The sequence below is a fragment of the Streptomyces sp. NPDC094032 genome (assembly GCF_040303965.1).
Lineage (GTDB): Bacteria > Actinomycetota > Actinomycetes > Streptomycetales > Streptomycetaceae > Streptomyces.
In genome coordinates this window covers 1-18522 of sequence record NZ_JBEOUE010000009.1, presented here as the reverse complement: position 1 = coordinate 18522, position 18522 = coordinate 1, and the positions used below count along the sequence as shown (strand labels likewise).

Annotated in this window: 13 protein-coding genes, 1 rRNA gene and 1 pseudogene; 7 read left to right on the top strand and 8 right to left on the bottom strand. The window is 71.8% G+C overall.

What is annotated here, in order from left to right; all coding sequences use genetic code 11:
- Positions 1-46: 46 nt before the first annotated feature.
- Positions 47-2845 (bottom strand): preprotein translocase subunit SecA, encoded by a 2799-nt coding sequence (gene secA, locus ABTZ54_RS15150; protein WP_351662424.1) that lies wholly within the window; start codon positions 2843-2845, stop codon positions 47-49.
- A gap of 262 nt (positions 2846-3107) precedes the next feature.
- On the opposite strand from secA, the gene ABTZ54_RS15145 reads away from it, so the two are divergent.
- Both ABTZ54_RS15145 and ABTZ54_RS15140 read left to right on the top strand, forming a co-directional pair.
- Positions 3108-3680 carry a GNAT family N-acetyltransferase gene (locus ABTZ54_RS15145; RefSeq protein WP_351662421.1) on the top strand — a complete coding sequence of 191 codons (573 nt, stop codon included), beginning with the start codon at positions 3108-3110 and terminating at the stop codon, positions 3678-3680.
- A 112-nt stretch (positions 3681-3792) separates the two neighbouring features.
- On the top strand, positions 3793-4956 hold the full coding sequence (locus ABTZ54_RS15140; RefSeq protein ID WP_351662418.1) for a winged helix-turn-helix domain-containing protein: 1164 nt from the start codon (positions 3793-3795) through the stop codon (positions 4954-4956).
- Between the two features lie 39 nt (positions 4957-4995).
- Here the strand turns inward: ABTZ54_RS15140 and ABTZ54_RS15135 are convergent, their stop codons facing one another.
- The 6 genes and pseudogenes from ABTZ54_RS15135 to mtrA all read right to left on the bottom strand — a co-directional run bounded on the left by ABTZ54_RS15135 (position 4996) and on the right by mtrA (position 12497).
- Positions 4996-5751 carry a response regulator gene (locus tag ABTZ54_RS15135; RefSeq protein ID WP_351662415.1) on the bottom strand — a complete coding sequence of 252 codons (756 nt, stop codon included), beginning with the start codon at positions 5749-5751 and terminating at the stop codon, positions 4996-4998.
- A gap of 267 nt (positions 5752-6018) precedes the next feature.
- Positions 6019-6705, bottom strand: coding sequence for a ribosome hibernation-promoting factor, HPF/YfiA family (gene hpf / locus ABTZ54_RS15130; RefSeq protein WP_502997252.1), 687 nt, complete (start codon positions 6703-6705; stop codon positions 6019-6021).
- A 294-nt stretch (positions 6706-6999) separates the two neighbouring features.
- Complete coding sequence (locus tag ABTZ54_RS15125) at positions 7000-7839, bottom strand: ComF family protein (protein ID WP_351662410.1); 840 nt, start codon at positions 7837-7839, stop codon at positions 7000-7002.
- A 123-nt stretch (positions 7840-7962) separates the two neighbouring features.
- Positions 7963-9801, bottom strand: a pseudogene (locus tag ABTZ54_RS15120) (LpqB family beta-propeller domain-containing protein); the annotation flags it as partial.
- 25 nt (positions 9802-9826) lie between these two features.
- Complete coding sequence (mtrB, locus tag ABTZ54_RS15115; RefSeq protein WP_351662407.1) at positions 9827-11818, bottom strand: MtrAB system histidine kinase MtrB; 1992 nt, start codon at positions 11816-11818, stop codon at positions 9827-9829.
- Position 11819: 1 nt separating this feature from the next.
- Complete coding sequence (mtrA, locus tag ABTZ54_RS15110) at positions 11820-12497, bottom strand: two-component system response regulator MtrA (RefSeq protein ID WP_009333493.1); 678 nt, start codon at positions 12495-12497, stop codon at positions 11820-11822.
- 446 nt (positions 12498-12943) lie between these two features.
- On the opposite strand from mtrA, the gene ABTZ54_RS15105 reads away from it, so the two are divergent.
- From ABTZ54_RS15105 to ABTZ54_RS15085, 5 genes are read left to right on the top strand one after another with little or no spacing between them, the layout of a single operon-like run.
- Complete coding sequence (locus ABTZ54_RS15105; RefSeq protein WP_351662403.1) at positions 12944-14149, top strand: DUF7847 domain-containing protein; 1206 nt, start codon at positions 12944-12946, stop codon at positions 14147-14149.
- Between the two features lie 4 nt (positions 14150-14153).
- Positions 14154-14837: a DUF4129 domain-containing protein gene (locus ABTZ54_RS15100; RefSeq protein ID WP_351662400.1), complete on the top strand. Its 684-nt coding sequence runs from the start codon at positions 14154-14156 to the stop codon at positions 14835-14837.
- A complete protein-coding gene (locus tag ABTZ54_RS15095) occupies positions 14834-16027 on the top strand; it encodes a DUF4350 domain-containing protein (RefSeq protein WP_351662398.1) in 1194 nt (397 codons plus the stop codon). The genes ABTZ54_RS15100 and ABTZ54_RS15095 overlap by 4 nt, the downstream gene beginning before the upstream one ends.
- A complete protein-coding gene (locus tag ABTZ54_RS15090) occupies positions 16024-17007 on the top strand; it encodes an AAA family ATPase (RefSeq protein ID WP_351662396.1) in 984 nt (327 codons plus the stop codon). The genes ABTZ54_RS15095 and ABTZ54_RS15090 overlap by 4 nt, the downstream gene beginning before the upstream one ends.
- 12 nt (positions 17008-17019) lie before the next feature.
- Positions 17020-18315 (top strand): DUF58 domain-containing protein, encoded by a 1296-nt coding sequence (locus tag ABTZ54_RS15085; protein WP_351662393.1) that lies wholly within the window; start codon positions 17020-17022, stop codon positions 18313-18315.
- A gap of 114 nt (positions 18316-18429) precedes the next feature.
- Here ABTZ54_RS15085 and rrf read toward each other — a convergent pair.
- Positions 18430-18522, bottom strand: a 5S ribosomal RNA gene (gene rrf, locus ABTZ54_RS15080); the annotation flags it as partial.

The window sequence follows — 18522 nt, the reverse complement described above, 5'->3', positions numbered from 1 at the left end:
CCGGCCACCGCACCCGGTGACCGGCCCCTCGTACCAGCTCTGCCGCTTACTTCTTCCGGCGGCGCCCGCCCGCGTTCTTCTGCGCCTTGCGGCGCTCCGCGCGGGTCATGCCGTCGCCGGACGCGTCACCGCCGTCGGAGGCGAAGTCGCCCTCGACGACCGATCCGTCACCGTCGACCTTCGGCGCGGAGAAGTGCAGCCGGTCCGGGCGCTGCGGCGCGTCCAGGCCCTTGGCGCGGATCTCCGGGCGGCCGGCCGGGACGGCGTCCTTCTCCAGGGACGGCGAGTCCTGCACCGGGACCTCCTCGACCTGCTGCTCGACCTGGACCTCCAGGTTGAACAGGTAGCCGACGGACTCCTCCTTGATGCCCTCCATCATCGCGGAGAACATGTCGAAGCCCTCGCGCTGGTACTCGACCAGCGGGTCCTTCTGGGCCATCGCCCGCAGGCCGATGCCCTCCTGGAGGTAGTCCATCTCGTAGAGGTGCTCGCGCCACTTGCGGTCGAGCACCGACAGGACCACGCGCCGCTCCAGCTCACGCATGATCTCCGAGCCGAGCTGCGTCTCACGGGACTCGTACTGCTCGTGGATGTCGCTCTTGACGGACTCGGCGATGAACTCGGCCGTGATGCCCGCCCGGTCCCCGGCCGCGTCCTCCAGCTCGTCGACCGTGACCTTGGCCGGGTAGAGCTGCTTGAAGGCGTTCCACAGCCGGTCCAGGTCCCACTCCTCGGCGAAGCCGTCGGCGGTCTCCTGGCGGATGTAGTCGTCGATCGTGTCGTCCATGAAGTGGCCGACCTGCTCGTGCAGGTCCTCGCCCTCCAGGACGCGGCGGCGCTCGCCGTAGATGACCTCGCGCTGGCGGTTGAGCACCTCGTCGTACTTCAGGACGTTCTTACGCGTCTCGAAGTTCTGACTCTCGACCTGGCCCTGCGCGGAGGCGATGGCCCGGGTGACCATCTTGTTCTCGATCGGGACATCGTCCGGCACGTTCGCCATCGCCATCACGCGCTCGACCATGGCGGCCTTGAACAGGCGCATCAGGTCGTCGCCGAGCGACAGGTAGAAGCGGGACTCGCCCGGGTCGCCCTGACGGCCGGAACGACCGCGGAGCTGGTTGTCGATACGACGCGACTCGTGCCGCTCGGTGCCCAGGACGTAGAGCCCGCCGAGGTCCTTGACCTCCTCGAACTCCGCCTTCACGGCCTTCTCGGCCCGCTCCAGGGCGCCGGGCAGGGCCGCGGCCCACTCCTCGACGTGCTCGACCGGGTCCAGGCCGGACTGGCGCAGCTCGGCCTCGGCGAGGTCGTCCGGGTTGCCGCCCAGCTTGATGTCCGTACCGCGGCCGGCCATGTTGGTGGCGACGGTCACGGCGCCCTTGCGGCCCGCCTGCGCGACGATGCTGGCCTCGCGCTCGTGGTGCTTGGCGTTCAGCACCTCGTGCTGGATGCCGCGCTTGCTGAGCTGCTGCGACAGGTACTCGGACTTCTCGACCGAGGTGGTGCCAACGAGGACCGGCTGGCCCTTCTCGTGCTTCTCCGCGATGTCGTCGACGACGGCGGCGAACTTGGCGACCTCGGTGCGGTAGATCAGGTCGGGCTGGTCCTTGCGGACCATGGGGCGGTTCGTCGGGATCGGGACGACGCCCAGCTTGTAGATCTGGTGGAACTCGGCCGCCTCGGTCATGGCCGTACCGGTCATGCCGGAGAGCTTGTCGTAGAGGCGGAAGAAGTTCTGGAGGGTGATCGTGGCGAGCGTCTGGTTCTCGTCCTTGATCTGCACCCCCTCCTTGGCCTCGATCGCCTGGTGCATGCCCTCGTTGTAGCGGCGGCCGGCGAGGATACGGCCGGTGTGCTCGTCGACGATCATGACCTCGCCGTCGATGACGACGTAGTCCTTGTCCTTCTTGAACAGTTCCTTCGCCTTGATGGCGTTGTTCAGGTACCCGACGAGCGGGGTGTTCACCGACTCGTAGAGGTTGTCGATGCCCAGCCAGTCCTCGACCTTGGCGACGCCGGACTCGTGGATGGCGACGGTGCGCTTCTTCTCGTCGACCTCGTAGTCGCCGGTCTCCTCGATGCCCTTCAGCGGGTTGCCGGGCTCGCCCTTGGAGAGGCGGGTGACCAGCTTGGCGAAGTCGCCGTACCACTTGGTGGCCTGGTCGGCCGGGCCGGAGATGATCAGCGGCGTACGGGCCTCGTCGACGAGGATCGAGTCGACCTCGTCGACACAGGCGTAGTTGTGGCCGCGCTGGACGAGCTCGTCCTGGGACCACGCCATGTTGTCGCGCAGGTAGTCGAAGCCGAACTCGTTGTTCGTGCCGTACGTGATGTCGGCGCCGTACTGCTCGCGGCGCTGGGCCGGGGTCATGTTGGCCAGGATGCAGCCGACCTCCAGACCCAGGAAGCGGTGCACGCGGCCCATCATCTCGGAGTCGCGCTCGGCCAGGTAGTCGTTCACCGTGATCAGGTGGACGCCCTTGCCGGACAGCGCGTTCAGATACGCCGGGAGGGTACCGACGAGGGTCTTGCCCTCACCGGTCTTCATCTCGGCGACATAGCCGAGGTGCAGGGCGGCGCCGCCCATGATCTGGACGTCGTAGTGGCGCTGGCCGAGGACGCGCTTGGCGCCCTCGCGGACGGTGGCGAACGCCTCCGGAAGCAGGTCGTCGAGGCTCTCGCCGTCGGCGTACCGCTGCTTGTACTCATCGGTGAGCGCCCGCAACTCGGCGTCGGAGAGGTTGACGAAGTCCTCTTCGATGGAGTTGACCTGGTCCGCGATGCGGTGCAGTTTGCGCAGGATCTTGCCTTCGCCTGCACGCATGAGCTTGTTGAAGACGGACACTGAGGCTGGTCTCCTTGCCGGTCGGGCCTGGCACTGGGTCTTGTCATGACTCGGGCGCGGGCACGGCAGGTGGTCCCCACCGCAACGGCCATCGTAAGCGAGACCACCGTCGCGGAGGGAGGCCCGCTGTGCCGGAGCCCCGCTCTCGCCCGTGAGAGCTCTCCGAGAGCTCCCTCAGAGAGAACGCACGAGGCCACCGGAAGGTGCCGCCCATTACCGAAAACTGTTCGCATCGGTCCGGGCGGGTCACCAGAATTCCGTCATGGAGCCCATCACTCTCACCACCGACCGGCTGCGCCTGCGCCTCTTCACCCCGCAGGACGCGGAGGCGGTCTACGCGGCCTGTCAGGACCCCGACATCCAGCGCTGGACCACCGTGCCCTCCCCGTACCAGCGCAAGGACGCCGACTTCTTCGTCAACCGCCTGGTGCCCGAGGGCTGGAGCACCGACCGGGAGTACACCTTCGCCGTCGAGCCGGTCCAGGGCGGGCCGCTGCTCGCCGCGACGGGTCTGATGGCCCGGGGGGAGGGCGTCCGGGAGGTCGGCTTCTGGCTCGCCAGGGAGCACCGGGGCAAGGGCTACATGACGGAGACCGTCGGCGCCGTCGCCCACTGGGCCTTCACCTCGCTCGGCTGCCACCGGCTGCTGTGGCGCGCCGAGGTCGGCAACACCGCCTCCCGCGCGGTGGCCGAACGGTCCGGCTTCACCCTGGAGGGCGTCGAGCGGGCCGGCCTGGTCAACAACGGCACGGTCCGCGACGCCTGGCTCGGCTCCCTGCTCCCCTCGGACCTGGGCCTCCCGGCGAAGCTGCCGTACCTCCCGTCGGGCGGGTGAGGGCGGGCGGCAGGAGGCCGGGGTGCGCTGCCGACGGCGGGCGGTCGCGGCCGACGGGAGGTGCGGCGGCAGGCCCGGAGCGTTGTCAGTGCCGCCCTCTAAGGTGCGGATCATGACGACCGCCCCGCGCCCCGCCGCCGAACTGTCCGCCGACGACGCCCGCCGGATCGCCCTGCGGGCCCAGGGGTTCCTCGGCTCCCCCGACCGCCGGGCCGGGGTGCGCGGCGTGCTGCGCCACCTCGGGCAGGTCCAGCTGGACACCATCTCCGTGCTGGCCCGCTCGCACGAGCTCATCCCGTACGCGCGCCTGGGCGCCGTCGGCCGCACCGCGGTCGAGGAGGCGTACTGGACCGAGGGCCACGCCTTCGAGTACTGGTCGCACGCCGCCTGCATCCTGCCGATCGAGGAGTGGCCGCTCTTCGCCTTCCGCCGCCGCGCCTACCGCGACCGCCCGCACTGGGGGCACGAGCTGTCGGACGGCGCGTACGACGCCGTGATCCGGCAGTTGCGGGACGAGGGCCCGCGGACGGCGACCGAGCTCGGCGGCGCGAAGAACAAGGGCGAGTGGTGGGACTGGTCCGACTCGAAGATCGCCGTCGAGCGGGCGCTGATGTACGGCGAGGTGGTGGTCACCGAGCGGCGCGGCTGGAAGCGCGTCTACGACCTGGCCGAGCGGGCCGTCCCGGAGGCGCTGCTCCACGACGACCTGGACGACACGGAGTGCCTGCGCCGGCTCGTACGGCAGGCGGGCGAGGCGCTGGGCGTCGGCACCCGCGCGGACATCGCCGACTACCACCGGATCAAGGGCGAGGCCTTCGACGCGGTGGTGGCGGACTCGGGGCTCGTCCCGGTGACCGTGGCGGGCTGGGGGAAGCCGGCCTGGGCGGATCCGGCGGCGCTCGCGGCCGAGCCGCGCGGCCGGCACCGGACGACGCTGCTCTCGCCCTTCGACTCGCTGATCTGGGAGCGGGCCCGCACCGAGCGGATCTTCGGCTTCACGCACCGCCTGGAGGCGTACGTGCCGAAGCACAAGCGGGTGTACGGGTACTTCGCCATGCCGGTCCTGTCCGGCGGCCGGCTGGTCGGCCGGGTGGACCCGGCGCGGGAGGGCGGGACGCTGGTCGCCCGGCAGGTGTCCCTCGACGGCCCGAAGGCGGTGCCCGCGGTGGCACGGGCGCTGCGCGAGGCGGCCGAGTGGGTGGGCTGCGACGCGGTGGCGGTGGAGCGCGTGGATCATCCGGAACTCGCGGCAGAGCTCGTCAAGTCGCTCGGCTGAGAGGGCCTGACGGGGGCGGATCCGGGGGGGGGCGGCCCGTCAGCGGATTTCGAGGATCTTCTCCCGCATCGCGTAGACCACGGCCTCCATCCGGGAGTGCAGCTGGAGCTTCTCCAGGATGTTCCGGACGTGGTTCTTCACGGTGTTCTCGGAGATGAACAGCTGCTTGGCGATGTCCCGGTTGTTCATCCCGGTCGCCACCAGCTTGAGGACCTCCAGCTCGCGGTCGGTCAGCCGGGGCGCGGGCACCAGCCGGCGCTCGTCGGTGCGCTGGATCATCGACTTGAACTCGGTGAGCAGCTTGGAGGCCATGGAGGGGCTGATCTGCGACTGTCCGTCGGCGACCGCGCGGATCGCGGTGGCGACCTCGTCGGTGGAGATCTCCTTGAGGAGGTAGCCGGTCGCGCCCGCCTTGATGGCGTCGTAGAGGTCGGCCTCCTCGTCGCTGATGGTCAGCATGATGATCTTCGCGCTGGGGGCGACCTCCTTGATCGAGGTGCAGGCCTCGATCCCGCCGCGCTTGGGCATCCGCACGTCCATCAGCACGATGTCGGGCAGCAGATCGGCCGCCTTGTCGACGGCCTCCGCGCCGTCCCCGGCCTCACCGACGACCTGGATGTCCTCCTCCTGCGCGAGGACGATCTCCAGTCCCCGGCGGAAAAGAGCGTGATCGTCCACGACCAGGACCCGGATCGGCTCGTCGCGCGAAGCGCCCATGGCCGGATCCGATCCCTCCGGATTCACCGTGCCCAGTGACTCTCGCCCGCCGTGCACCGGCCCGAAGCTGTCCGCCATCGTTCCTCCCCCTGAAGGCCGTGGCCTGAAGTCGTGTACTGCATCGCTTTCGGTCCTCCAACCGCTGCTCAGGGAGCTCCGGTTGGCGTGCACGCCATGATTTCATGCCCCGGCGCCCTCGCGGTGAACGCGTGGTCGCACGCGGTCGCATTCCGTCGTTTCCGGTCACACAGGGGTGCCCCTGGGAGCACGGGGGGCGCTCCAGGGGCACCGTGTCGAAATCATCGACCGCGGCTCGGCCGACGGGGTGGGCTCGGGCGGGCCGGATCAGCCGCCGAGCGCGCCGCCCGCGCCGCCGAGGTCCTCACCCGCGAGCGGGTCGCTCTCCAGGTGGATGACGCCGTAGTCGTAGGCGTGCCGCCGGTAGACGACACTGGGGTGCTTCGTGTCGGAGTCGACGAAGAGATAGAAGTCGTGCCCGACCAGCTCCATCTCGTAGAGCGCCTGGTCAAGCGTCATGGGGGCGGCCTTGTGGGTCTTCTCGCGGACCACCAGCGGTCCTTCGCCCTGGACCTCGATCGAACCCATCATCGTGGTGGGGACGGCACCGGACTCCTCCGGCACCACCTGACCGTTGCCGTTCAGCGACGCGACGCCCGGCACCACGTCGGCGACCTCCGCCGCCGAGAGCCTGCCGTTGCCACGGCGGGTGAACCGCTTGTCATGCTGCTTGCGCAGCTGGGTCTCCAGCTTGTCGCTGGCGAGGTCGAGCGCTGCGTACGCGTCACCGGCCGCCGCCTCCGCCCGGATCACCGGGCCTCGGGAGTGGAGGGTGATCTCCACGCGGTCGGACCGGTCGGCCTGCCGCGGGTTGTGCTCCTTGGACACCTCGACGTCGAGGCTGATCACCTTGCCGTCGAGCTTCTGGATCTTCTCCAGCTTCAGCTTCTCGGCCACGTGCTTACGGAACCGCTCGGGCACCTCGGTCTTGCGGCCCTTGACGACGATGTCCACGCAGAACTCCGTTCCCGGATCGCTCACTACGGCTCCTTGGCCGTCGAGCATCTCCCTTTGCACCAGACTCCGGCGATTGCCGGGGTCTCGGACTTGGCGACTTCGCCCCTCTCCTCCCCAGTCGGCAAGCACCCCACCCCATCAACAAGAGGTTAATTCGCCCTGAACTCCTGTCCTGTAGGCGCACCCGTGCATTAGGTGAGGTATAGCCTTCGCCATTCCTCACAACCGAACATAGCTCGTTCGGACGGGTGTCGTCACCCGCTGACGGGACTTACCTCCATTCGGGTGTTCTCACCTCTCACCACCTGCAACGATGCAAGTTCTCCATGAGTTCCGGTTTATTTCGAACGAAGCCGGAGAGGATGCGACTACCGCCGCTGCCGGCTGTTCGAAAAGGCCTTCCGCCACACGTTCCTTCGGGCTGCCCTTGCCGCCTCGTAATCCGTGAATGAACGTGGGGTGTACGCGAGGACGGACGGCACCCAGTGCCCTCGCCGCCTCCGCGAGCGACGCCCCCGTGGTCATCAGGTCGTCCACGAGAACCACTCTCCCGGCCTCCCGCGCGGCCTCGTCCAGGAGCCGTACGCCCCCCGCGGCGACCTCCAGGGCCCCGGCCAGGTTGGCGAACCGCCCACGCGCCCCGAGCCCCGTCTGGTCGGCCACCGCCCTGCCCTGCCGCAGCACCGGCAGGACCCGGGCCGCCCGGCCCGAACGACGCAGCCGCGCCGCCGCGGCCAGCGCGATCCGCCGGGTCGGATCGTGGCCACGCGCGCGTACGGAGCGCCGCGAGGACGGCACCGGTACGAGGAGCAGCGGTCGGCCCCCGGACGCCTCACAGGGCCCGGTGGCGGCCGCCACGGCACCCGCGAGCGCGGCGCCGAGGGCTCCGGCGAGCGGCAGCGCCCCGCGCTCCTTGTGGGCGAGGAGCAGCGCGCGTACGGCCCCCTCGTACGGCGCGGCGGCGTGGACGACCGGCAGCCCCGGGGGTTCGGGCCACGGACGCACCCTGCGGGGACCGGCGCCGGTCAGCCCGGCCTCGCACCGCGGGCACAGCGCCGTACGGGGTCTCCCGCAGCCTCCGCAGGCGACCGGCAGCACCAGCCCGGCGATCTCACGCCACCACCCCCGCATGGCTCCACTGTCCTCCCGCGGAGCCCACCCGGCCACCCCTGTGGAAAACCGGCGCCGCCCCTCTCCGGACCAGGTCGAGAGGGGCGGCGCAGGTACCGTCAGCCGGGGTGGACGCGGGTGCCGTCAGCCGGGGTAGACCGGCGACCGCCCGCCCTTGACGATGGGCTGCCAGTTCGCCCCGGGCACGAGCCGCACGATGCCGTCGTTGTCGGAGTCCGCGACCACCGGCGACTGCTCGCCGTACGGCGCGGCGACCGCCGTGACCCCGTTGAGGCCCGGCAGGACCGACGTCGTCGACGTCGAGCCGTCCGTCTGCACGTACCGCACCTGCTGCACCCCGCCGGCCTCCGTACCGACCACGACCAGGCGGCTCGGGCCCGCCCAGGACACGGAGGTGACGGACTCCAGGCGCGGCGCGGCCCGCTGCGGGGACTCGACGGAGACGCTCTCGCGTCCCTCGCTGCGGGTGCGCTCGACCCGGCCGATCTGGAGGGTCGTGCGGTCGTCCTTCGTCACGAGCAGCGCGATCCGCACGCCGTCGGCGGAGACCCGCAGGGACTCGATCCGCGCGCCGTCCTTCAGCCACGGCGTGCTGACCTCGACCGGCTCGCCCTGCCCGCCGGGCACCAGCCACAGGCGCGGCTTGGCCCGGTTGCGGTCGGCGACCCACAGGTCGCCGTGGCCGTCCCAGCTCGGCGCCGAGAGGCGGTCCTCGTGCCGCAGGCCGCTGCTGGTCACGATCGGCGCCGCGGGCTCCTCGTCGGAGGTGATCGACGCGACCCGCAGCTCACGGCCCTCCTGCACGATCCCGGCGGCCCGGTTCTCCTCGCGGTCCACCGCCACGGACGTCAGCGGCAGCGTGCCCCGGCCGAACGGTCCGCTCACCTCGACCGGCTTGTCCAGCTGCTTCGAGGCGACCGACAGCATCTTCAGCCGGCCGTGCTCGTCGACGAAGAACGGGTTCTCGCCCCGGCCCGGGTCGCGCACCGGCGAGTACTCCTCCGTGGCCTGCCCCTTGCCGAGCAGGCAGAGCCGGTTGCCGTCGCTGCCCTGGAGCTCCACCTGCTCCACCCGTGCCGACGTCAGGTCCCCGAGCGTGAACAGCAGTTGCGCCGCCATGCCCTTGCAGACGAGGGCGCTGACGTGGTCGGCCTTGGCGTTGAGCGGGACCTTCAGCGTGGACTGGTCGTCGGTCGTGAGCGTCGTGACGCCCCTCTTCAGCTCCGTACCGGAGGGGAAGCGCGAGTCGACGGCCGGCCCGAGCCAGCCCGTCGGCCCCTCCAGGAGCGCCTTCACCGTCTGCGTCACCGGGTCCATGCGGGTGACCGGGTCCTGCCGCTGCCGGATGTAGACCGGGTCGGCGACGACCCAATCCTGCCCGGAGGCGAAGTAGTACTTGTTGACCGAGCGGTAGTTGCGCAGGAAGTCCGCCTCGCCGAGCACCAGGCCCGAGGGGAGGCTGTCGATGCGCCACTCCTTGCCCTTGCCGTCGGCGGAGGGCTGCTGCACCACGTGGATCGACTCGTTGAACTCGGCCGGGACCTCCGGCCGGTACGCGTGCCGGGCGTCGACCTTCGCGATCCGACGACCGGAGATCGGGTAGGACTTCCCCTGGTTCTCCGTGTCGGCCATGCGGTCGGCCTGGTCGCGGTCGGGCGCGTTGGTGAGCACCGTGATGCTCGCCTCCGGCCGCCAGGTGCGCGCGGCCTGCCGGGTCAGATACTTCCGCGCCGTCGCGAAGCCGGGGTCGTCACTCGTCATCGCCTCCAGGAACCCGTCGACGATCTCCTCGGGATCGGCGTTGTCCCGGGGCGCGACCGCGTACACCCGCACCTGCGAGTCGCCGCCGTTGGCCGCCTTCACGGCCCGTACGTCCCCGCGGTCGGGCATGCTCGCGCAGCCGGCCACCAGCAGCGAACCGCAGGCCAGCAGCACCACGCCGCGCACCGACCGTGCCCGCCCCAGGGCCTCCCTCGTCCCTCGAAGGTCAGCGCCCACGTGTCCCGCCCTCCTGCTCGGCGCGCGTCGACGCCATCGGCTCGCTCCCGGCACCCGCGTCGTCGTCGGCCCCCGTCGCCTGCCGCGCGACCACTCGCGCGCCACTGCCCGGCAGGGCCGTCGGATCCACCGTCGCCCGCGGCACGGACGGCATCCGCGGCGGTACGGGCAGAGCCGGATGCTCCCCTGCGGACTGCGCGGGCACCGCCGCCAGGCGGGTCCCGGCCGAGGCGGCCGCCTGCTCGCGGTTGCGCCGCGAGTCCTCGGGCTCCAGCGGGATCGGCGAGCCGCGCAGGGGCTCGTCCGCGGTGCGCGGCAGGGTCAGCCGGAACTGCGAGCCGCCACCGGGCTCGCCCCAGGCCTGGAGCCAGCCGCCGTGCAGCCGCGCGTCCTCGACGGCGATCGACAGGCCGAGGCCCGTACCGCCGGTGGTGCGCGCGCGGGACGGGTCGGCCCGCCAGAACCGGTTGAAGACCCGGGTCGCCTCGCCGGGCTTGAGCCCGATGCCGTGGTCGCGCACGGCGACGGCGACGGCCCCGCCCGCGGCGGCCAGCTTCACGGTCACGTCCCGGCCCTCGCCGTGCTCGACGGCGTTCACGACCAGGTTGCGCAGCACCCGCTCGACCCGGCGGGCGTCCGCCTCGGCCACCACGGGCTGCTCGTCGCCGACGACGAGGATCCGGCTGCCCTTGCGCTCGGCCAGCGGCTCGGCGCCGCCGATGACCCGCCGTACGACCTGGCGCAGGTCTATCGGCTCGGCCTCCAGAGCGGCGGCACCCGCGTCGAAGCGGCTGATCTCCAGCAGGTCCGACAGCAGCGACTCGAACCGGTCGAGCTGGTCGCCGAGCAGCTCGGCGGAGCGCGCGGTAATCGGATCGAAGTCGACCCGAGCCTCGTGGATGACATCGGCCGCCATCCGGACCGTCGTCAACGGAGTCCGCAACTCATGCGACACATCCGACACGAACCGCCGCTGCATCCGCGACAGGTCCTCCAGCTGCTGGATCTTCAGCTGGATGGTCTGCGCCATCTTGTTGAAGGCCTCGCCGAGGCGCGCGATGTCGTCCTCGCCGGTGACCTTCATGCGCTCCTGGAGCCCGCTGGCCGACAGCCGCTCGGCGACCGCGGCGGCCATCCGCACGGGGGTGACGACCTGGCGCACGACCAGCCAGGCGATGGCCCCGAGCAGCACGACGACGAAGAGCCCGGCGGTCGCGAGCGTCGTCTTCACGAGCGCGAGGGAGTCCTCCTCCTGCGTCAGCGGAAAGAGGTAGTACAGCTCGTACGGGGTGCCGTCGGCGTCGTTGAGCCGCTTGCCGATCACCAGGCCGGGCTCGGACGCCTTGCCGCTGGTGTAGTGGATCCGCGCGGGCTGCTGGAAGGTGCTGGTGCCCTGGGCGACGTTGTGCCGCAGCTCGGCGGGGATGCTGGTGGTCGGATCGACCTCGCCCGAGGCGCGGGCGCCCCGGCTGGCCGTGTTCCCGGTCTCCAGCGACAGCGCGACCACGTTGAACGCGCTCTGCCCGCCACTGGCCAGCTGCTCGACCAGCGTCGAGCGCCAGTTCACCGAGGCACCGGCCCGGCCGCCGTCCTGCCCGCCCGGGGCGGACGGCGTGGTCGCCGCCTTGTCCTGGGCCGCCGAGAAACCACCGGCGGCCTGGCTCTGCGCGGCCTTCTCCTTGGCGTCGAGCAGCCCGTTGCGCACCTGGCCGATGACGACCAGGCCGAGCAGCAGCACGACACCGAGCGACATGAGCAGGGTGCCGGCGACCACCCGCACCTGGAGGTTGCGCCGCCACAGCCGTACGGCGGGCAGCAGCGGCCGGCGCACCCAGCGCGCGACGAGCCGGAACGCGGGACCGCCCGGTGCCCCGTCCTGGAGCAGACGGCCGAAACGCGAGCCCCCCCGCCCCGGTCCGGCAGCCCGCCCCGTACGGACTCCCGGATCCCCGGGCTTCGGAGCAGTACTGCCTGCGCTCATGTCAGCTCGGCCCTGCCTTGTAACCGACACCGCGGACGGTCACGACGATCTCCGGGCGCTCGGGGTCCTTCTCGACCTTGGAGCGCAGCCGCTGCACATGCACGTTCACGAGCCGGGTGTCGGCGGCGTGCCGGTAACCCCAGACCTGCTCCAGCAGGACCTCACGCGTGAACACCTGCCACGGCTTGCGCGCCAGCGCCACCAGCAGGTCGAACTCCAGCGGCGTCAGCGCGATCGACTGCCCGTCCCGCTTGACGGAGTGCCCGGCCACGTCGATCACGAGATCCCCGATGGCCAGCTGCTCCGGCGCGGGCTCCTCGGACCTCCGCAGCCGCGCCCGGATCCGGGCGACGAGCTCCTTCGGCTTGAACGGCTTGACGATGTAGTCGTCAGCCCCGGACTCCAGGCCCACGACGACGTCGACCGTGTCGCTCTTGGCCGTGAGCATGACGATCGGCACACCGGACTCGGCCCGGATCAACCGGCAGACCTCGATGCCGTCCCGACCGGGCAGCATCAGATCGAGCAGCACCAGATCCGGCTTGGCCTCGCGAAAAGCAGCGAGTGCCTTGTCACCGTCCGCGACGAACGACGGCTCAAAACCTTCACCACGCAGCACGATCCCGAGCATCTCGGCCAGTGCGGTGTCGTCGTCGACGACAAGAACGCGTCCCTTCATATCGACATCATCCCATTTCCGTATCAGTCTCAAGGCGACTGGTGAGATACCTCACCGACCTGCGGTGACGTCCGTGCTTGCCCGCCGTTTTCCGCCGGTGTCTGTGGGTGTCGATGTCAGACATGGATGTCACCCCCGTGCCCCCCGTGGTCGCCCAGAACCGTACCCTGCGGGGCCACCACCGGCCCATGGCGAGGACCGGCCCGATCGGCGGCCTTCGCACCCGGCCTCCGCCACCTTGATCGAAAGCGCCCACGAGACGGCCCCCCGGCCCCTTCCACCGGGGGTGGGCGGGCACAAGGCACCCAGGTGGGACAGGGCCCGCCCGCGGGCGGGTCCCGCGTGGCACGATGGCTCCCGGCCCGTCGCCGCACCAGGCGGGAGGCCGCAGTGACCGAGCCGGTTCGCCGATCCGGCCCCGCGACCATTCCTCGAGGTGGACGACCGTGAACGACACTCCGGGCTGGACCTCGCCCGGATCCGCTCCCTCCGACGGCCAGGACGGCTCCGGCGTTCCCCGGCCCGCCTCGCCCGGCGACGCGGACGGCTCCGCCCCCCACTGGTCCAAGGAACAGCCGCCCGCCGGCCAGTGGCAGCCGCCGACCGCTCCGGTCCCCGGTGCCCCGGCCCCGGCCCGCGCGCAGTCCGGCCCCGGCTGGGGCGGCCAGCCGCCGTACCAGCAGTGGGGCCGCCCGCCGGCCGCGAAGCCGGGAGTGATCCCGCTGCGCCCGCTCACCATGGGCGAGATCCTCGACGGCGCGGTGACGACGCTGCGCCGCTACTGGCAGACGGTGCTGACCATCTCGGTCACGGTCGCCGTGATCGGCCAGGTCGCCCAGATCCTCGCGCAGCGCTATCTCGTACCGGCCACCCCCGCGGCGGATGCGAGCGCGAGCCCGTCGGAGGTACTCCAGCAGACCGCCGACGCCATGAAGAACAGCCTGATCGGCATGGCCCCGGCCTACCTGATCATGCTGGTCGCCACCCTGGTCTGCGCCGCGCTGCTCACCGTGGTGATCAGCCGCGCCGTCCTGGGCCGGCCCGTCACCCTCGGCGCCGCCTGGCAGGAGGCGAGGCCCCGGCTGCTCCCGGTGATCGGCCTGACCCTGCTGGTGGTGGGGATGACCGTCGGGATCGTGTTCGTCGGCCTGCTGCCGGGCATGCTCCTCGGCGGCGCGGGCGGCATGGCCCTCAGCGGCGTGGGCTTCATCGCGGCCGCCGTGGTCGCCGTCTGGCTGACCGTCCGCTTCACCCTCGCCTCCCCGGCGCTGATGCTGGAGCGTCAGGGCATCCTCACGGCCCTGAAGCGTTCGGCCAAGCTGGTCCAGGGCTCCTGGTGGCGCACCTTCGGCATCCTGGTCCTCACCCAGCTGATGATCTTCGTCTTCGCGATGATCATCGCGATCCCGTTCACGGCCATCGCCATAGGCGCGAGCGAAGGCGGCTTCAGCGGGCTCCTCTCGGGCACCACTCCCGAGAACAGCTGGTCGTTCCTGATCATCACCGGCATCGGCGGAGTGGTCATCAACGCGATCACCTACCCGATCTCCGCCGGCGTGACCGCGCTCCTCTACGTCGACCAGCGCATCCGCCGGGAGGCCCTGGACCTCGAACTCGCCCGATCCGCCGGTCTGCCCGGCTACGGGGGCTGATGGCGTGAGGCTCACGGGGGGCACGGCCGGTGACGTACCGGTGGACATACCCCGCATCCCCGCCCAGGAGGCGGCCGAGCGGGAACTGTCCAAACCGATGTACCACGAGAACGATCCCAACCTGCTCCAGCGCGGCCTGAACGCCTTCTGGGACTGGATCGGACGTCTCTTCGACTCGGCCTCCGGGGTCACCCCCGGGGGCGTGGTCGGCCTCGTGGCCGTCGTCGTAGTCGTGCTCGCCGTGATCGGCGCCCTTTGGTGGCGCCTCGGCACCCCCCACCGGTCGCCCTCCGGCACCGGCGGCGACGCCCTGTTCGACGACGGGCCCCGGACCGCGGCCGAGCACCGCGAGGCCGCCGCCCGGCACGCCGCCGCCGGCCAGTGGAACCAGGCCGTCCAGGAGCGGATGCGGGCGATCGTCCGCTCCCTCGAAGAGCGCGCCCTGCTCGACCCGCGCCCCGGCCGCACCGCCGACGAGGCCGCCGCGGAGGCCGGCCGGTCGATGCCCGCGCACGCCGACGGACTGCGCTCCGCCGCCCGCGCCTTCGACGACGTCACATACGGCGGCCGCACCGCCGACGAGCCCGCGTACCGACGTGTCGAGCAGCTCGACACCGCCGTGGAGCGGACCAGGCCGACCCTCGAACCGGCCGCCGTCTCCACCGCTTTCACGGAGGCCCCCCGATGAGCCGGCCGGCCACCAGCACCACCTCGACCTCGCTCACCCCCCGCCAGCTCTGGGCCCGCGCGCGCGGCGCCCTCCTGGTCCTCGCCCTGATCCTGATCGGCGGCATCGTCCTCGCCACGATGAACTCGTCCGACCAGCACGGCCGCCTCGACCCGCGCTCCGCCGACCCCTACGGCAGCCGCGCCCTCGCCGAACTCCTCAAGGCCCAGGGCGTCTCCGTCGAGGTGACCACCACCCTCGCCGGAGCCACCGCCGCCACCGGCGCGGACACCACGCTCCTCGTCACCGCGCCGGACCTGCTCACCTACGACCAGCAGTCCACGCTGTACGGAGCGATGAAGGGCTCGGCCGCCCGCACCGTCCTGCTCGGTGCCGGCGCCCCCTCCCTCGGCACCCTGGTCCCCGGCCTCAGCACCGGCGGCGACACTCGGGTGACATCCCTGGAACCCGCCTGCACCCTGACCGCCGCCACCCGCGCCGGCAGTGTCGACCTCGGCGGCGAGCGCTACGTCACCGACCACACCACCGCCGACAGCTGCTACTACGCCGACGGCCTGCCGACCCTGGTCCGCGTCCCCGGCGAGGGCACCGCCGACACCGTCCTGCTCGGCTCCCCCGAACCCCTCTACAACAAGCGGCTCGACCAGCAGGGCAACGCCTCCCTCACGCTGCAACTCCTCGGCTCCCGGCCCCATCTCGTCTGGTACCTCCCCTCGCTCACCGACGCCCCGGCCGACCCCGCGGCCGAGGACACCGGCACCGCCTTCTTCGACCTGATCCCCTCCGGCTGGCTCTGGGGCACCCTGCAACTAGCCGTCGCGGCCCTGCTCGCCGCCGTCTGGCGCGCCCGCCGCCTCGGCCCCCTCGTCACCGAACGCCTCCCCGTCGCCATCCGCGCCTCCGAGGCCACCGAGGGCCGCGCCCGCCTCTACCGCAAGGCCGACGCCCGCGACCGCGCCGCCACCGTGCTGCGCACCGCGGGCCGCACCCGGCTCGCCCCGCTCCTCGGCGTCCCCACCCGGGACGCCCACTCGGCCGAACTCCTCCTCCCCGCACTCTCCGCCCGGATCCCGGCGAACGCCGTGGACCACCGGGACCTCCTCTTCGGCACGGCACCCGCCGACGACGCCGCCCTCATCCGCCTGGCGGACCAACTCGACGCCCTCGAAAGAGAGGTACGCACCTCATGAGCGCCCCGACCCCCGAGACCGTCACGACCTCGGACACCGCACGCGCCTCCCTGGAGGCCCTGCGCACCGAGATCGGAAAGGCCGTGGTCGGCCAGGACCCCGCCGTCACCGGTCTCGTCGTCGCCCTGCTCTGCCGGGGGCACGTCCTCCTCGAAGGCGTCCCCGGCGTCGCGAAGACCCTGCTCGTCCGGGCGCTCGCCTCCGCTCTCGAACTCGACACCAAGCGAGTCCAGTTCACCCCCGACCTGATGCCGGCCGACATCACCGGCTCACTCGTCTTCGACAGCAGGTCCGCCGAGTTCTCCTTCCAGCCCGGCCCGGTCTTCACCAACCTGCTGCTGGCCGACGAGATCAACCGCACCCCTCCGAAGACCCAGTCCTCGCTCCTGGAGGCCATGGAGGAGCGCCAGGTCACCGTGGACGGCGAACCCCGCCCGCTGCCCGAGCCGTTCCTGGTCGCCGCGACCCAGAACCCCGTCGAGTACGAGGGCACCTATCCCCTGCCCGAGGCCCAACTCGACCGCTTCCTGCTCAAGCTGACGGTCCCCCTGCCCTCACGCGAGGACGAGATCAGCGTCCTGACCCGCCACGCCGAGGGCTTCGACCCCCGCGACCTGAAGGCCGCCGGCGTCCGCCCGGTCGCCGGTCCGGCCGAACTCCAGGCCGCCCGCGAGGCGGTGGCCAAGGTCGCCGTCTCCCCCGAGATCGCCGGCTATGTCGTCGATATCTGTCGTGCCACGCGTGAATCCCCCTCGCTCACTCTCGGTGTCTCCCCCCGAGGAGCCACCGCCCTGCTCTCCACGGCCCGCGCCTGGGCCTGGCTCACCGGCCGGGACTACGTCACCCCGGACGATGTGAAGGCCCTGGCCCTGCCGACCCTCCGTCACCGCGTCCAACTGCGGCCCGAGGCCGAGATGGAGGGAGTCACCTCCGACTCCGTCATCAACTCGATCCTCGCCCACGTCCCCGTACCCCGCTGAGAACGGCGCCCCATGGCCCTCACCGGACGAACCGCGCTGCTCGCCGCCCTCGGATCACTCCCCGTAGGCATCCTCGCCCCCAGTTGGACGGGGATGCTCGCGGTGAACGCGCCCCTCTCACTCGCGATTCTGTGCGACTACGCGTTGGCCGCGCCAGTGAGAACGCTCCAGTTCACCCGAAGTGGTGACACAAGCGTTCGACTGGGTGACGGCGCGGACGTCCAGCTCACGGTCACCAACCGGTCCCGCCGCCGCCTGCGCGCCCAGCTCCGCGACGCCTGGCCGCCGAGCAGCACCCAGGACCCCACGCGCCAGAAGCTGACGGTCCCGGCCGGCGAACGCCGCCGCCTCGCGACCCGCCTGCGGCCCAGCCGTCGAGGCGACCACCGCGCCGAGCGCGTCACCGTCCGCTCGTACGGCCCGCTCGGCCTCGCAGCCCGCCAGGGCAACCACGAGGTGCCCTGGACGGTCCGGGTCCTGCCGCCGTTCGCCAGCCGCAAGCACCTGCCGTCGCGCCTGGCCCGCCTCCGCGAACTCGACGGCCGCACCAGCGTTCTGACGCGCGGTGAGGGCACCGAATTCGACAGTCTCCGCGAGTACGTCCCCGGCGACGACACCCGCTCCATCGACTGGCGGGCCACCGCCCGCCGGACGACCGTCGCCGTCCGCACCTGGCGGCCCGAGCGGGACCGGCACATCCTCGTCGTCCTCGACACCGGCCGCACCTCGGCCGGCCGCGTCGGCGACGTTCCCCGCCTCGACGCCTCAATGGACGCCGCTCTCCTCCTGACCGCCCTGGCCTCCCGCGCCGGCGACCGCGTGGACCTCCTGGCCTACGACCGACGCCTCCGCGCCCAGGTCCAGGGCCGTTCCGCGAGCGACGTGCTGCCCGCCGTGGTCGACGCCCTGGCGCCCCTCGAAGCCGAACTCGTCGAGACCGACGCCCGCGGCATGGCGGCCACCGCCCTGGCCCGCGCTCCCCGCCGGTCCCTGATCGTCCTGCTCACCGGCCTGGACGCGGCCCCGGTCGAGGAGGGCCTCCTGCCCGTCCTGCCGCAGCTCACCCAGCGCCACACGGTCCTGGTGGCCGCCGTCGCCGACCCGCGCATCGCCCGCATGGCCGACGCCCGCGGCACGGTCGACGGCGTCTACGAGGCCGCTGCCGCCACCCAGGCCCAGGCCCAGCGCCTCCGCACCGCGGAACAGCTCCAGCGCCACGGAGTCACCGTCGTGGACGCGACACCCGACGACCTGGCCCCCGCCCTCGCGGACGCCTACCTGGCCCTGAAGGCGGCCGGCCGCCTCTGACACACCCCGGTGGGGCTTCCTGTACACAAGGGAGCCCCACCGCAGGGAACAGGACTGCCCCGTAAACGCAGAAAAGCCCCGCACCATAAGGTGCGGGGCTTTCCCACAATGATTGTTCGGCGGCGTCCTACTCTCCCACAGGGTCCCCCCTGCAGTACCATCGGCGCTGAAAGGCTTAGCTTCCGGGTTCGGAATGTAACCGGGCGT

Excerpts from the sequence above, each read along its gene's own strand:
- mtrA (WP_009333493.1), bottom strand. The coding sequence starts at position 12,497 with ATGAAGGGACGCGTTCTTGTCGTCGACGACGACACCGCACTGGCCGAG.
- ABTZ54_RS15145 (WP_351662421.1), top strand. The coding sequence starts at position 3,108 with ATGGAGCCCATCACTCTCACCACCGACCGGCTGCGCCTGCGCCTCTTC.
- ABTZ54_RS15125 (WP_351662410.1), bottom strand. The coding sequence starts at position 7,839 with ATGCGGGGGTGGTGGCGTGAGATCGCCGGGCTGGTGCTGCCGGTCGCC.
- ABTZ54_RS15090 (WP_351662396.1), top strand. The coding sequence starts at position 16,024 with ATGAGCGCCCCGACCCCCGAGACCGTCACGACCTCGGACACCGCACGC.
- ABTZ54_RS15135 (WP_351662415.1), bottom strand. The coding sequence starts at position 5,751 with ATGGCGGACAGCTTCGGGCCGGTGCACGGCGGGCGAGAGTCACTGGGC.
- ABTZ54_RS15140 (WP_351662418.1), top strand. The coding sequence starts at position 3,793 with ATGACGACCGCCCCGCGCCCCGCCGCCGAACTGTCCGCCGACGACGCC.
- mtrB (WP_351662407.1), bottom strand. The coding sequence starts at position 11,818 with ATGAGCGCAGGCAGTACTGCTCCGAAGCCCGGGGATCCGGGAGTCCGT.
- ABTZ54_RS15095 (WP_351662398.1), top strand. The coding sequence starts at position 14,834 with ATGAGCCGGCCGGCCACCAGCACCACCTCGACCTCGCTCACCCCCCGC.
- ABTZ54_RS15085 (WP_351662393.1), top strand. The coding sequence starts at position 17,020 with ATGGCCCTCACCGGACGAACCGCGCTGCTCGCCGCCCTCGGATCACTC.